Genomic DNA, 14,158 nt, shown 5'->3' with positions numbered 1-14,158 from the left:
TTACGCTTCTCGGATTTAGCCCCGAAAAGCATATTCTGAAACATGGCCACCTGTGCTTTTAATTGTGTGTTTTCTTCACTTAAAGAAGTGTTTGTTTGTTTCAGTGATGCTATTTTCTCATCTTTACTCACCTCTTATTTATAGCAATAATGATACTAGAAACGCACTTTTTGATTTCTTTTTTCTAAAGAAATGCCTTCTATTAACATCATAATTTGAGCAGAGGTTAAATGAATACTGTCACACTTTCCAAAACCTACTGGAAGTTCAAATCGACCTCTTTCTAATCGCTTATAATAGAGAGAAAAGCCACCTCTTTCGAAACGTAACAGTTTGATTTTATCTTTACTTCTATTGATGAAAACATAAATGTCACCACTCACTACATTCATCTCCATCAAAGAAATAACGATAGTACTTAAACCGTTAAATCCTTTACGCATATCCGTAAACTCACTGTAAAGGTAAATATGGTCTGTATTTCGTAAGGATAACATTAGAATAAATGAATCGCTTCTTTAAGAAGTTCAGTGTTTGATAAATGAACTTTTACTCCGTTAGGGTATTCAACTGTTATTTTTTGCTCAACAGGGTTAGTTGGAGAGATAGGAATAAATTGAGCAGGTGAGTCAACGTTTTTTTTACCACAAGTCTTGGTTACCCAATAACTGAAAGTAGGTGCTTTTATTGAATGAAGTGCGCAATAACCTTTTTGAGTTAATCCACTTTCTTTCCATGCTTCTAGATGAGCGTACATTTCTTCTTTTCTTGACATAATTGTTGTGTTTGATTATGTCGTAAAATTAATGCGTGGGATTATAGGATGATAGATGGAGTTGCCCGACTGCTTACGAGTAGATACTGAAAACCAATTCGGTGTTGGAAATCAGTTGATCATTACTATAAGACTGTTTTAACTGATTTAAAATTTGTCCTTTTTGAAATGCTGGTATATCTTGAGTGGCTTTTTCGACGTTATTCCACAATTCTTCCATACCACTAATAGCAACTACTTTACCTAAAGGAGAAAGAATCATAGAAAATGATTGCTTGGTGAGTGCATTCAAGATTTTAGAAAAAGGATCTTCTCCAGAATTAGAAGTGAATGTTTGAATTTGAGGTCCCATTTCAATACCAATTTCAAGACTTTCAAAAGTAACTTTACATTGATAATTACCATCGGCTATTTTCTCTACAAAGTATGCAGTTCTACTAATATTGTCCATTCCAATTTTCATGGTTTGTCCCTGCATCTGTTGCTCGATATTAGTAGTATTTGACGAATTTTGATAATACGTCTCGCCTTCTTTAAGTTGAAGTTTTAAAGAAGTTTGTGCCCATAGAGAGATGGGGCTTAATAGAATGAAGAATAATAATAGTTGTTTCATGATTTGTTGATTTCAAAATTTGATCTATTGCAAGCAATAACATTCATATTAAAAATAGAAAAAAATATTTTTTATTTTTAGTATCAGTATATAATATAGCCATGATAATAGTGCTTAGAATATTAAGATTGCTAATTGTTATCTCATTGTGTACAATGAGATAAATGAATGCATGTTTTTTGTGAAAAGTATATTAATAAATTTAAAATCATTGATTTTGATGTGATAACTTTAATTTAAATTAATGTCAAAATCAAAAGTATTTTTATTGGGCAAATTGTTAAATATTTTATAAGATAAAATATTACTAATAATGCTAAATGTTATAAAAAACAAATGGTCATTATCATTATTTGAATCTATATTTATAAAATATATTATTAACATTGGAACAAAAGATATTCCCATTAATGTATAGTTTTTAGTTTTTTTAGATAAATAAAATAAAATTAAATTAGAAGTATAAAAATATGTTTTAATAACTATAATTTTAAGTTGAATAAAATTAATTTTTTCAGGTGTTATGAAGTGAAATATACAAAAAGTAATTGTAAGTATAATAATTTTTATTTTTGAAAAATCATTGATTAAGTATATAAAATCAATATTTTTCTTCTTAATAAGAATATTGATTTTGAAATTTTCTGTTAATGATTTAAGCCATAATAAATACATTGAATATTCAATTAAATAAATTAATATCTGATTTTTATATTCAATATTTTTAGAATTAAAAATGATAAAAAAAGTAATTACAGCTATAAATATTGAATATACAAGATCTAAAATATAATTACTTTTAATTGTTGAGTATTTCATGTCTTATGTTTTACCCTACCTTTATTCCAAAACAAGGAATAAAGGTAGTTTTTTTATTAACAGAATTCTGAAATTAGAACTACACCTTCAACAAAAGCTAATAAATTAGCTCCTCCTGACCCTAATACAACCAAACCAATTTCCACAACCTAGAGCTGATTGTATTCCACCTTGGATTTCCTCCATCTGATCTAAATTTAAACTTTCCATTTTTTATAAAGTTTGTTTTTGAATTACCTACTCTTTTAAAGCTTTTTGGTTTCTTCTTACTATGTATTTTTTAATTTAAATAAAATATTATTACAATTTGATGAAATGATATTTTTGTTTTTTTTATATAAAATGAATGAAAAAATTAACATAAATAAAAACAAAATGATAAATATAGATTTAATTAATAATACAAATAAAAGTATTATTGATACTGTTGACATAGTAATAATAACCCCAATTATGCTAGTATTTGATTTATTTGTTAATGATTTTTCAATTTTTATAGGGAATTTATAAGAAATAAAAAGTCCAATTTGTGGTAATATTATTGCAGAAAGTAAAAAATAGAATAAAATTTCTTGAGTTTTTAATAACAAATCAATATTATTTAATTCTATATATGTGACTACAATAATTAATATAAAAAAATCTATCGTATATAATATAAAAGTATTTTTTAAAAATAGTTTATTTATTAATTTAAATTTTTCTCTTGATTGAATAATATTTAGCAATAATGTTTTGTTATAACCAAAAAAATTATTCAAATAATAAGTGAAATACATGGCAGGAGAAAAAATAATTAAACCCCAATAATCAATACCTAAAAATATTTTTTTTAACGGTGATAATATAGCAATTATCATTACTATTTTACCTGCTAAAGCTGTAATAATATTTATTAGACTATGTTTATCTTTAATTAATATAAAATAAATGGAATCTTTAAATATGGGTAATTTTATTTTATATTTCTTTTTATATTTAATGCTATTTTCTTTATATATAGAAATATATAACAAGAAATTTAAAATGAATAATGAAACAATTGATATGTAATATATTTTAAAATATATAAATAAAATAGATGTTATTAATATTGAAATTAAATTTATCATAAATAATAATTTATTCTTTAATTCAATAAATATTCTAATATAAATATTTAAATAAAATATGACTATTCCATATGAAATAATTATCAAAAAATCATTTGTACTAATGTAATTTGAGAATAATATAAATGTCGTTAAAAATATAAAGTATAATATTAATGGTAAATTGAATAGTTCATTTATCAAAATTAATTTAAAAAGATTTATTTTTTTTAAATTATACCTACTTGAATTTATAAAAATCACATTTCTATATGTTGGAAAAAAGTCTTTAATCATTAGGGAAACCGAAGATAATAAACCACTAATATGTATGAATGATATTGCTATATCATTTTTATTTTGAAAAATAATATCATATGAAATACCAAAAGTAAAAGCAGAAAAAATAATGAAAAAAGTTATTATTAGGTTGAAAATTTTACTTTCTAATTTGTTAGTTATGATATTTTGTTTTGAAAAAAGTTTAATCAATTCTACAGTATTCATATTAAATCCAATTTATTAATTCAAGATCAATTGTATTATCATTTGTTTTTAAATTTTTATCATTTAAATAATCTAATAAACTATTAATACTTCTTTTTTCATCTTTAAATATCTCACTAGATATTCCTTTAAACAAAGCCTGACCTTTATTTAAGATTAATAGATGTGATGAGATTTCTCTAATATATTCTAAATCATGAGATGAAATTATTATTATTTTATTTTTTGAAAGTAAAAATTTACAAAGGTCAACTAGTAATTTAGCTGAATAAATATCCAAACCATTAAATGGTTCATCAAGGATTATAACTTTAGGATCGTGTAGTAAAACAGTACAAATTTCAAGTTTTTTTTTCATCCCTAAGGAAAGCAAATCAATTTTTTCATTTAATTTATCTTCTATACCAAAATATGTAGATAATCTATTAAGTCTAAAATCGATTACTTTTTTGTTTAGATTTTTCAAATAACCATAAAAATGTATATATCCTTTGCAAGTTAAATTTTGGATAAGTATACTTTCATCAAGTAAACAACCAATATTAGAACTTAAGTCTAAGCTAGATGATTTATAATTATAATTATCATAATAAATATTCCCTGTATGTTCATTATCAATACCCGAAATAATATTAAGTAAAGTACTTTTGCCAGCACCATTCTCACCTATTATTCCCCAACACTCACCATGACTAAAAGTATTTGATATGTTATTTAGGATACTTTTTTTATTTATGACTTTACTAATTTGTTTTATATCAATCATTGTGTTTTTATTAATAGTGGTATTATGCTAAGCATAATACCACATGCACATTTACATTGTAGCTAGACTGTACGCACCACAACCAGTAACAATAACACCACCTGTAACCCAAGCAGCCCCACCTGTTACCCAACCTGCCCAATATGCTGCAACTCCAATAGCTCCAGCACCTGCACAAAATCCAGAAGCAAAACTGCCTCCTTTAAAATCTAACATTTCTTGATTTGTTAATTCTTTCATAATTTTTTATTAAAAAGTTTTACATTGCGATAACTAAACCAATACAAGAAGGACCGAACATCATTGCCGTTACAGCAAAACCAAAACCTCCTGCAAAAACACCGCCTAGTGCTAAGCCACATGCAGCACCAGCAGCTGTATCAACCCAACCACCTTGGATTTCCTCCATCTGATCTAAATTTAAACTTTCCATTTCTTATTAAGTTTGTTTTTGAATTACCTACTCTTTTAAAGCTTTTCGGTTTCCACTTATTATGTACGCGTAATAATATTTTAAACACATGCTAAATGTTGCATGCTTTGATTTTCAATTTTATACACCTTGTCCACTATATTACTTAGATTATCAAAGTGTGAGATAAGAATTGTGATTCTATCATTGGCGTTTTTATCTAATATTTTGATCACTTCTTTTTCTAAATCTTTATCCATTGCAGAGGTAAATTCATCTAATAATAGGATTTGAGGATTTTTAAACAATGCTCTAATTAAAGCAACTAGTTGCTTTTGACCACCAGATAAATTCAAACCATTTTCACCCACTATCGTCATGTAGTTTTGAGGGAGATGCATAATTAAAGAATGAAATCCAGACTCATGACAAAACTGAACAGCCTTTTCGAAATCCTTGGGATCATGACTGAGTGTGATATTTTCTAAAACAGATCCAGAGAATAGTTGAATATCCTGATCTACAGTTGACAAAAAACTTCTCCAGTTATCTGTTGTGATATCATTTAAACTATAACCATTCACTTGAATTTGTCCACTTGTTGGAGCATAAAACTTTTGAAGAAGATGAAGTAATGTAGTTTTACCTGAACCACTATTACCAATAATTCCAATAGTCTCTCCTTTCTTTATTTCTATATTAATTTCTTGTAATAATTCTTTTCTGCCAGGATATCTATATCCAAGTTGATGGAATTGGATTTTTTCAATCTCAGTTAGATTTTTTGACCCTTTACTTTTTTCTTTATCTACTTGAATAAATTCATACATTCTATCAAAAGCAACTTTCGCCTCATTCCAATCAATATTGGAAAGCGAAATGCGGATAACAGAAGGAGTTATATTCATCGCAATCGTTAATATTGCCATCAATTCGCCAGTAGTTAATTTTTCTTTGAAGACAATAAAAGCTCCTATACTAATTAGAGTAATCGAAAAAATGGTGTTCCAACTTTCCATCCAACCACTTACTCGTAACTGAAGTTTAGAAAAGTCAAAGATTTTATTTTGAAATTGATGATACACCTGTCGGGTATTATTAGTAAAGAATGTTTCTTTCTGATTAATTTTAATTGTTTTAATTCCTTGCACTGTACTTATATATTGACTTTCGGTATGTGCATACAATTCCATTACTTCTTTTTGTTGTTGGATGATCTTAGCATTGTACTTAAAAGCAATTAAAATATATATTGGAATGAAAAAGAGTACCAAACTCCCTATCCAAACGTTGAAAAAACAAAGATAAATAAGTGAAATACTTACCAATAAAACATCAATTGAAATATTCGTCATAAAGTGAGTGACTACTTTTTGTAACCGTTGAGTATCATTTAATCGAGCAATCATTTCCCCTGTTTTTCTTTGTTGGAAAAATGAGTAAGGTAAATACATCAGTTTACTAAAAAAGGAATGTACAATATTGGCATTGAATTTTTTGGAATGCTTCGATAATAATATTCCCCTCACATAAGTGAACAAAACTCTAAGAGATAGCAATATAAATAGTAAACTTATGGATAAAATGAGTTTTTGTTGATTGTTAGAGGGTAAAATAAAGTCGATTAATCGCTGTGAAAAAATACTCATAGATAAACCTAAAACAGCTACAATAACACCTAAAAAACCTCCTGAAATCAAATAGTTTTTGTCTTTTTGTAAAACCTCTAAAAACCAATGTGCTCTTTGTTGTTTAACTTCTTTATCTGTATTAAACTGTTTTGTTACCTCTAGTGTAAGTAAAGTTTTTGAACTCCAGATGTTTTCTAAATCAACTACATTCATTTCAAAAACACCTTTTGCTGGATCACCAACAATGAAAGTTTCGTTTTTTTGATCATATCCATAAACAATAATATAATGTTGTTGATTTTTGATCAAAACGTGTAAAATGCAAGGCTGCTCATGTTTTTTTAAATGCTCAATACTGGCTTTACAACCAACAGCTTTGAACCCAATTTTACTGGCTCCTTCATATAAACCTAAAAGCGAAGTTCCAGAGATAGACGTACCACTAATTGCTCTCAATTCTTCAAGAGGAATAGGATACCCGTGATAATATCTAATGATACTTAGCAGACAAGCAACACCACAATCAGCTTCTCCTTGTTGTTCAGTATGTATTTTTTTAATGAAGTGAATTGACTTTTTCATCCTCTAAAAAAGTTTGTGTAATTAGTTCAAATTTGCTTAATCCTGTAATCGTTTTGATCAGTTTCCCATTTGCATTATAAAGAAATGCAGTAGGAACTTGTGATGTACCAAATAGTTTATAAAAATCTCCAATATTCGATTTAAGTAGTTGAAAATCGGAGTTGTATAGTTCATTCTCTTTCAGAAATTCTTGAAGTATATTTGTATCTTCCTCTGAAATAAGAACTATATTAATATCCAATGATTTTAGCAATTCTTCATGATCTTTAAGTAGTTGAACCTCTTCTTGACAGAAATGACAAGTAGAATTAAAGTGAATAATTACGGTTTTTGACTTAAAGAAAATGTTACTTGATATATTTTTGTGATTCTCTTTTACTGATGAAAAAGAAAACTCCGGCAATACCTTAATCTGCTCTTTAATAGTTTGTTTATGTTGAGAGATCTTAAAAATATTGAAACTAAAAAATGATATCAGGAGAAGAAATGTAAAAATGATGACATTTTTCTTCTTCATATATTATGTGTATTGAATAGATAGAAAAGTAATAAAAACTACCCAGGTTACTAACCCACTTCCATAGCCATAGGCTACGATTTTGAAAGCTTTATTTTGATCTTCTGTTTTCTCTATAAGTACTCTTCTAACAAGATAAGTTAGAATTGAAACAAAAAGTATTTCAAAAAAATTAATCAAACTCAAAGGGTAAATGAACCATTCCAATACATCTTCTTTATTGATATAGTAGAAAACATTCCAAGGTGTGAAGGAGATTAAGTCATTTAAAGAGTGAATATTTTCAAAAAATGTAAACCAAGTAAGCTGTATTGCACTCGGAATAAGGAAAATAAACTCAGTAATTAACACAATCCCAATAGTTTTAAAGAATGACAAAGATATGTCAAACAATATTCCTCCAATAATTAAAGAGAAAGTAATTAAAAGAACTTTAATCAATAGAATTATTGGAGTAATTAAATATGAAAACCACCAATAGGTCGCATTCCATTCAATAATACCATCAATTTGTTCTAAAGATAATTGTTCACCATAAGTCGTATACCAAACTTCATCAGAAATAATCATTTCGTTAGATACAAATTGGAGTACCCATGAAAAAAGCACTAATAAAAAAAAGAGGGCGAGTTTATGATGTAATAATAAATTGAGAGATAGTTTATTCATTAGTTTATAGAAATACTAGTTTTAATAGCTAATAATCAAAATCAATTTTAGAGGATGTAAATTTACAATCCAATTTTCAGATAGTTAATTTATAAAAAAACACATTATTTTTATAAAAAATATAATAATAGTTGCAATAACATGAAAATATACTAATATATTATGGTATTTGTAGGTTTATTTTAAATACTGAAGATAGGAGTGTAACAATTTACTAAATCATAAGTTGAGCTTAATTAAAATAATTATCAGATAGAAGGTTAACAAATAGTAAAGAAACAAAGACTCCGAAAAAATGCCAATAATTCATTTTTCGGAGAGTTTTATATGTTTCAGAATATTCTGTTGAAAGGAACGCCTAATTCTTCAATTAATTAACTCCCAGGCATAATTCCTCTACCATAAATCGTATCTTTTACTACTTGTTGGTATAATCTACCTATAGGAAGCATTTTACCATTTTTAAGTTCTACTTGATTTCCCTCAATAGCATTGACTTTATTCAATGAAATAGCATAAGAACGGTGTATTCTAATAAAGTCGTTATCAGGAAGTGTTTCAAGAATTTTGGTTAGTGTATAATGAACTACAAATTCTTTTTCTTTAGTGAATACTCTAAGGTAATCTTTCAGACTTTCCATGTATAGAATATCATCTAAAAGTATTTTCACCATTTTCTTTTCTACTTTTAGAAAGATAAATGGAGGTTCATCATTATGTTTTACAGCCACTCTAGAAGTTGTCTCGATAGGAGTAGCATTCTCACTAGTAGGTTTGCGAGCATTTAAAGCTGCTTCTTTTGTGTTTATAAGTTGAGAAGCTTTATTAGCCGCTTTTAGGAACCGTTGGAAAGAAATAGGTTTTAATAAATAATCTAAAGCTGATATTTCAAACCCTTCTAAAGCATATTCTCTATAAGCAGTGGTTAAGATAATCTCAGGTTTCTTTTCTAAGGACTTTACAAAATCAATGCCCGTAAGCATAGGCATATTGATATCTAAAAAGATGAGATCAATAGAGTTGTTTTGTAAAACATTAAATGCATCAATAGCACTTTCGCAAGTAGCTATAATTTCAAATTCGTCAAGACGTTGTAGATAGTTTTCAATTACCTTAATTGCTAAAGGTTCATCATCTACAATCATACAATTAATCTTACTCATCTCTTGGAATTTTAAGCGTTACTTTAAATTTATCTTCACCATCTTCGATTTGAAGTGTGTACCTCTCATCATATAATAATCCAAGTCGTCTTTTTGCATTGGATAAGCCAAAACCACCTTTCTTATTATTCTTGTCAGATACTTCAGCCAAAGTAAAAGGTAGTTGTACTTTATCAATACTTGGATTTTCTACCTCAAAAGTGATAAAATCCTCGCAGATCTTCAAGTCTAAAGAGATTTTGATCTGATTCAGTTTGTTTTTTACCCCATGTTTAAAGGTGTTTTCTATAAATGGCAATAAAAGTAATTGAGGTACTCTTACTTGAGTAGGATCTCCATTGACATTGAACTGTATGTCTAATCTTTTACCGAACCTTAATTTTTCCAGATCAAGGTAGTTTTTCATATGATACAGTTCGTCGTCTAAATTCACACGCGTTTCTTTTTGATAAAGCATGTAGCTCATCAACTCACTTAGTTTCATGACTGCATCAGGTGCTTCATCACTTTTATCTAAAGTAAGGGAGTAGATATTATTTAAAGTATTAAATAGGAAGTGAGGTTGAATCTGACTTTTTAATAGACTCAACTCTGTCATCATATTCTGTTTTTCAAGTTCTCTTGTTTTTCTTTGGTTAGCAATCCAATTTCTAGTTAGTGCTATTGAAGTAGTAATCCCTAGAACATATAATTCACCAGTAATAATAGCGATAACATGATTCATACTAAGAATTTCTGCTTGCGCACCAGCCTCTGGCCAAACAGGTAGTAAAAACTGTTGGGTGAGAAATACCTTTAAATACATCATTACAGTAAGTGCCAAACTTAGCTGAAAAATATACATCAGATATTTTTTCGAAGGGATATACTTTGGTAATAAATAGTAGGCGTGATAATACGATAGCGGTATATGAATCGCAAAGTTGATCAAATTCGATTGAAACGAATAAGTGTAATCATCGTAATAGCTTCCCCACCTTAAACCATTTAATATAAAATAGCAGATCCAGAAGGTACTATGGTGTATGACCGGTTTGTTTAATTTTAAAGACATTGAAAAAGGTAGATTTTCGAAATAATTTACCTGCCTATCGTCTAACGTTTGTTTAGGATTTGTAGCCATTATTTAACAGAATATTTTTAAACATTAGCTAAATAGGTGTTAAACGTAGGATAAACAATTAAATTAGATTATTGCATTAAATCTAGGTTTTTATGACGTTCATATAGGGTTGAATGCTGTTTGTCCTAAAAATAATGCAGTATATCAATAGTTAACTACTGTTAATCTATTTTTTTAAAATTTCTTAAGTGTCTGATATACATTTACGATATCAAGAAATTGCGAAGGAGGGTTTCCTTCGTTTTGTAGGTCAAAAATAAGAAATATTACTCTGATCTGCACGTCTGTTCATCTAACCTTCAGTTCAATATGAAATTCAGACTACTAACTTTTTTATCAAGTTTGCTTTTAATGGCAAATGTTGCCCTCGCTCAAGATCGAGTTATTGAGGGTGTAGTTACAGAATCGGGTCAGTCCGATGGTTTACCTGGTGTAAACGTTCTTATTAAAGGAACATCTGTGGGTACTACCACAGATTTTAATGGTAAATTTAGTTTATCAGTTTCTGAGAATACTACTTTAGTATTTTCTTACATTGGTTATGTTACTCAAGAAGTAGTAATAGCAAACCAATCAAACTTATCTATCTCTTTAGATGTTGATGCAGAACAACTAGAAGAAGTAGTAGTCACTGCTTTCGGTATGGAAAGAGAGACAAAAGCATTAGGGTACTCTGTTCAAGAGGTAAAAGGAGACGATTTAGCTATCGCAAAAGAACCAAATGTTATCAACAACTTATCTGGTAAAGTTGCAGGTGTACAAATTACTAAAACTGCAGCTGGTGCAGGTGGATCATCAAGAGTAGTTATTCGTGGTAATAGCTCTTTAACTGGTTCAAACCAACCTCTATACATTGTAGATGGTGTGCCAATTGATAACTCATCTTTCTATTCTGCACAAGGATCGTACTGGGATGGAGGTATTGATTATGGTGATGGTATTGGCGATGTAAATGCTGATGATATCGAAACGTTATCTGTATTAAAAGGACCAGCTGCTGCAGCCTTATATGGTTCTAGAGCAGGTGGTGGTGTAATTGTAATTACTACTAAAACTGGTAAAAAACAAAAAGGTATTAATGTAGAATACAATGGTAACTTCACTTTCGAAAAGCCATTAGTAATGCCATCATTCCAAAACGAATACGGAGTAGGTAGAGATGGAGCTATACCACCAGAAGATTTAATCAGAGAGCCTTCTTATGCAGGATCTAGCTGGGGTGCAAAAATGAACGGTCAGTCTTATGTAGATTGGACAGGTAATCAATCAACATACACAGCACAGCCTGATAACGTGAATGATTTCTTCCAAACAGGTTCTACTATGACAAACTCACTTGCAGTTTCAGGTGGTTCGGAAAATGCTGATTTCAGATTGTCTTATGCCAACTTACAGAACAAAGGTATTATCCCTACAAGTTCTTACGAAAGAAATAACTTAGGATTAAGAGGTCGTTTAAGAAGTAATAAATTTACTTTTGATACTAAAGTGAATTACGTAAATGTAAAAGGTAATAACAGACCTCAAATGGCAGAATCAATGGAGAACCCAATGTTCACATTCATCGGTATGCCAAGATCAATTCGTAATTCAGATCTTAAAAACAACTACTTAAGAGATGGAGAGCATTATAACTTTACATCTAGTCCTTATGTATTTAACCCATACTTCTCTATCAATCACTCTCCAAACTGGGATGAGAAAAATAGAGTAATTGCATTGGGGTCAGTAAAGTATGATATCACTGATAACTTAAGTGTTCAATTACGTCATACTGCTGATATCTGGCAACACGATAGATACAAAACAGCACCTAAAGGAGAAAACGTTTATCACGCTCCAGGTCGTTTATCTAAAGATGTATTTAATGTTCAAGAGCAAAATACAGACTTCTTAGTAAACTGGAAAAAAGACTTTGATAACGAACTTTCTATTAATGTATTGGCAGGTGGTAACTTGTTGAAGCAAAAAGTAGTTCACAACCAAACGATTGCTAACGCTTTATTAGAAAAAGATTGGTACAGCTTTAACAATGCTGACGGAGGAACTTCAACAACAGAAAACTTAACGGAAAAAGAAGTTCAATCAATTTATGCTCAATTGAGTGTAGCTTACAAGAATATGTTATTTGTAGATGCTACAGTGAGAAACGATTGGTCTTCAGCACTTCCTACTCATAAGAGTGGTTATATCTACCCTTCAATTACTGGTGCATTTGCATTCTCAGAATTAATGAACGTAGATGAGTCTATCTTTACTTTTGGTAAAATTAGAGCATCATATGCACAAGTAGGTTCTGATCCAAATCCTTACTCTCAGACATTAAATTACTCTGTAATTACTCAAGATGTAATTAACGGTCAACCTGCAGGTTCTATTGGTAACATCAATAATAGAGGTGATGACAACTTTGTTGGTCTTGTAGATCCGAATATCGAACCAGAGAAAACAACTTCTATAGAATTAGGTACTAACTTAAAATTCTTAAATAATAGAATTGGTTTAGATGTTACTTACTACAACGCAGTTACTAGTAATCAAGTAATTCCGGTTTCACTTCCTTATTCAGCAGGTGCTCATTCAGTAGTAATCAACCAAGGTTCGATGAGAAACAAAGGTGTTGAGATCTTATTAACGGCAGATGTAGTGAAAAAAGCTTCAGGATTTAACTGGAACTTGGGTATGAACTTCACGAAAAACACTAACGTTCTTGAAGAACTTTATGAAGAAGAAGGTTTAACTCAAATCTTATTAAATAGATCGGCTAGAGGTGAAGCAAATATTTTTGCTGAAGTTGGAAAGCCTTATGGTGAGATCAAAGGTGCTAAATTAGCTAGAGGAGCAAACGGTTTACCTCAATTAGACGAGGACGGAAACGTGATGTTGGAAACGGATGAAAACGGTAACGGTATGCTTTCACTAGGTAACATTACTCCAGATTACATGTTAGGTTTAACAAACACTTTCACATATAAGAATGTAATGTTAAACATTGTAGTTGACGCTAAAGTAGGTGGAGACATGTTCTCTTACACTAACTTCGCTTTACACCAAAATGGTAACCACCAATTAACTGCTGAGCAAAGAAATGCAGGTGGTGTAAAAGTAATGGACGCTAACGGTCAAGAGCAATTAATGGATACTCAAGAGTACTACCGTCAAATTGGAACAGCTAACGTAGCAGACGACTTTGTTAAGGATGCATCTTATGTAAAACTTAGAGAAGTAAGCTTAGGTTATAACCTTCCTACTAGATGGACAGAAAAAGTATTCGTGAAACAAGCTTCAATATCTTTTGTAGGTAGAAACTTAATGTTCTTCTACAATGGTATGGACGGTATCGACCCAGAATCGATTGTATCAAGAGGTATGTTAGGAATTGAGTACGCTGCATTACCATCAACAGCTAGCTACGGTTTCAACTTAAACCTTAAATTCTAATAAATATTGTAGAGAAGGTAAGGCAGTTTAACTGTCTTACCACTTCAAC

Annotated in this window: 14 protein-coding genes; 1 reads left to right on the top strand and 13 read right to left on the bottom strand. The window is 29.5% G+C overall.

Annotated features, from left to right (window positions below):
* Window positions 1-155: 155 nt before the first annotated feature.
* The 13 genes from tnpB to NH26_RS12535 form a co-directional block, all read right to left on the bottom strand.
* Window positions 156-497 carry an IS66 family insertion sequence element accessory protein TnpB gene (gene tnpB, locus NH26_RS12590; protein ID WP_071397163.1) on the bottom strand — a complete coding sequence of 114 codons (342 nt, stop codon included), beginning with the start codon at window positions 495-497 and terminating at the stop codon, window positions 156-158.
* Window positions 497-775 carry an IS66 family insertion sequence element accessory protein TnpA gene (tnpA, locus tag NH26_RS12585; protein WP_071397162.1) on the bottom strand — a complete coding sequence of 93 codons (279 nt, stop codon included), beginning with the start codon at window positions 773-775 and terminating at the stop codon, window positions 497-499. Before tnpA ends, tnpB begins: the two co-directional genes overlap by 1 nt.
* 73 nt (window positions 776-848) lie before the next feature.
* The gene (locus tag NH26_RS12580; protein WP_044229926.1) at window positions 849-1,388 is read right to left on the bottom strand and encodes a DUF6263 family protein; all 540 of its coding nucleotides are present in this window, start codon (window positions 1,386-1,388) and stop codon (window positions 849-851) included.
* A gap of 231 nt (window positions 1,389-1,619) precedes the next feature.
* Window positions 1,620-2,207, bottom strand: coding sequence for a hypothetical protein (locus NH26_RS12575; protein ID WP_044229923.1), 588 nt, complete (start codon window positions 2,205-2,207; stop codon window positions 1,620-1,622).
* 269 nt (window positions 2,208-2,476) lie between these two features.
* Window positions 2,477-3,805, bottom strand: coding sequence for an oligosaccharide repeat unit polymerase (locus tag NH26_RS12570; protein ID WP_071397161.1), 1,329 nt, complete (start codon window positions 3,803-3,805; stop codon window positions 2,477-2,479).
* A gap of 1 nt (window position 3,806) precedes the next feature.
* The gene (locus NH26_RS12565; protein WP_044227727.1) at window positions 3,807-4,571 is read right to left on the bottom strand and encodes an ABC transporter ATP-binding protein; all 765 of its coding nucleotides are present in this window, start codon (window positions 4,569-4,571) and stop codon (window positions 3,807-3,809) included.
* 51 nt (window positions 4,572-4,622) lie between these two features.
* On the bottom strand, window positions 4,623-4,811 hold the full coding sequence (locus NH26_RS12560) for a hypothetical protein (protein WP_044227730.1): 189 nt from the start codon (window positions 4,809-4,811) through the stop codon (window positions 4,623-4,625).
* 19 nt (window positions 4,812-4,830) lie between these two features.
* Window positions 4,831-5,004: a hypothetical protein gene (locus tag NH26_RS25455; RefSeq protein WP_158021936.1), complete on the bottom strand. Its 174-nt coding sequence runs from the start codon at window positions 5,002-5,004 to the stop codon at window positions 4,831-4,833.
* 80 nt (window positions 5,005-5,084) lie between these two features.
* Window positions 5,085-7,196 carry a peptidase domain-containing ABC transporter gene (locus NH26_RS12555; RefSeq protein WP_044227736.1) on the bottom strand — a complete coding sequence of 704 codons (2,112 nt, stop codon included), beginning with the start codon at window positions 7,194-7,196 and terminating at the stop codon, window positions 5,085-5,087.
* Entirely contained in the window at window positions 7,171-7,713 is a 543-nt protein-coding gene (locus tag NH26_RS12550; protein ID WP_044227739.1) for a peroxiredoxin family protein, read from the bottom strand. Before NH26_RS12550 ends, NH26_RS12555 begins: the two co-directional genes overlap by 26 nt.
* 3 nt (window positions 7,714-7,716) lie before the next feature.
* Window positions 7,717-8,382 (bottom strand): hypothetical protein, encoded by a 666-nt coding sequence (locus NH26_RS12545; RefSeq protein ID WP_139263040.1) that lies wholly within the window; start codon window positions 8,380-8,382, stop codon window positions 7,717-7,719.
* A 374-nt stretch (window positions 8,383-8,756) separates the two neighbouring features.
* Complete coding sequence (locus NH26_RS12540) at window positions 8,757-9,545, bottom strand: LytR/AlgR family response regulator transcription factor (RefSeq protein WP_044227745.1); 789 nt, start codon at window positions 9,543-9,545, stop codon at window positions 8,757-8,759.
* Complete coding sequence (locus tag NH26_RS12535) at window positions 9,538-10,668, bottom strand: sensor histidine kinase (protein WP_084812169.1); 1,131 nt, start codon at window positions 10,666-10,668, stop codon at window positions 9,538-9,540. The genes NH26_RS12540 and NH26_RS12535 overlap by 8 nt, the downstream gene beginning before the upstream one ends.
* A gap of 309 nt (window positions 10,669-10,977) precedes the next feature.
* On the opposite strand from NH26_RS12535, the gene NH26_RS12530 reads away from it, so the two are divergent.
* Complete coding sequence (locus NH26_RS12530) at window positions 10,978-14,109, top strand: SusC/RagA family TonB-linked outer membrane protein (RefSeq protein ID WP_084812168.1); 3,132 nt, start codon at window positions 10,978-10,980, stop codon at window positions 14,107-14,109.
* The last annotated feature ends 49 nt before the right edge of the window (window positions 14,110-14,158 follow it).

It is taken from the genome of Flammeovirga pacifica (assembly GCF_000807855.2).
Classification (GTDB): Bacteria; Bacteroidota; Bacteroidia; order Cytophagales; family Flammeovirgaceae; genus Flammeovirga; species Flammeovirga pacifica.
The sequence above is the reverse complement of the archived record's forward strand: the minus strand, read 5'-3'. Positions and strand labels throughout refer to the sequence as shown.

Bases quoted from the DNA above. Each gene is read 5' to 3' on its own strand.
- tnpB (WP_071397163.1), bottom strand. From the start codon at position 497: ATGTTATCCTTACGAAATACAGACCATATTTACCTTTACAGTGAGTTT.
- tnpA (WP_071397162.1), bottom strand. From the start codon at position 775: ATGTCAAGAAAAGAAGAAATGTACGCTCATCTAGAAGCATGGAAAGAA.
- NH26_RS12580 (WP_044229926.1), bottom strand. From the start codon at position 1,388: ATGAAACAACTATTATTATTCTTCATTCTATTAAGCCCCATCTCTCTA.
- NH26_RS12575 (WP_044229923.1), bottom strand. From the start codon at position 2,207: ATGAAATACTCAACAATTAAAAGTAATTATATTTTAGATCTTGTATAT.
- NH26_RS12570 (WP_071397161.1), bottom strand. From the start codon at position 3,805: ATGAATACTGTAGAATTGATTAAACTTTTTTCAAAACAAAATATCATA.
- NH26_RS12565 (WP_044227727.1), bottom strand. From the start codon at position 4,571: ATGATTGATATAAAACAAATTAGTAAAGTCATAAATAAAAAAAGTATC.
- NH26_RS12560 (WP_044227730.1), bottom strand. From the start codon at position 4,811: ATGAAAGAATTAACAAATCAAGAAATGTTAGATTTTAAAGGAGGCAGT.
- NH26_RS25455 (WP_158021936.1), bottom strand. From the start codon at position 5,004: ATGGAAAGTTTAAATTTAGATCAGATGGAGGAAATCCAAGGTGGTTGG.
- NH26_RS12555 (WP_044227736.1), bottom strand. From the start codon at position 7,196: ATGAAAAAGTCAATTCACTTCATTAAAAAAATACATACTGAACAACAA.
- NH26_RS12550 (WP_044227739.1), bottom strand. From the start codon at position 7,713: ATGAAGAAGAAAAATGTCATCATTTTTACATTTCTTCTCCTGATATCA.
- NH26_RS12545 (WP_139263040.1), bottom strand. From the start codon at position 8,382: ATGAATAAACTATCTCTCAATTTATTATTACATCATAAACTCGCCCTC.
- NH26_RS12540 (WP_044227745.1), bottom strand. From the start codon at position 9,545: ATGAGTAAGATTAATTGTATGATTGTAGATGATGAACCTTTAGCAATT.
- NH26_RS12535 (WP_084812169.1), bottom strand. From the start codon at position 10,668: ATGGCTACAAATCCTAAACAAACGTTAGACGATAGGCAGGTAAATTAT.
- NH26_RS12530 (WP_084812168.1), top strand. From the start codon at position 10,978: ATGAAATTCAGACTACTAACTTTTTTATCAAGTTTGCTTTTAATGGCA.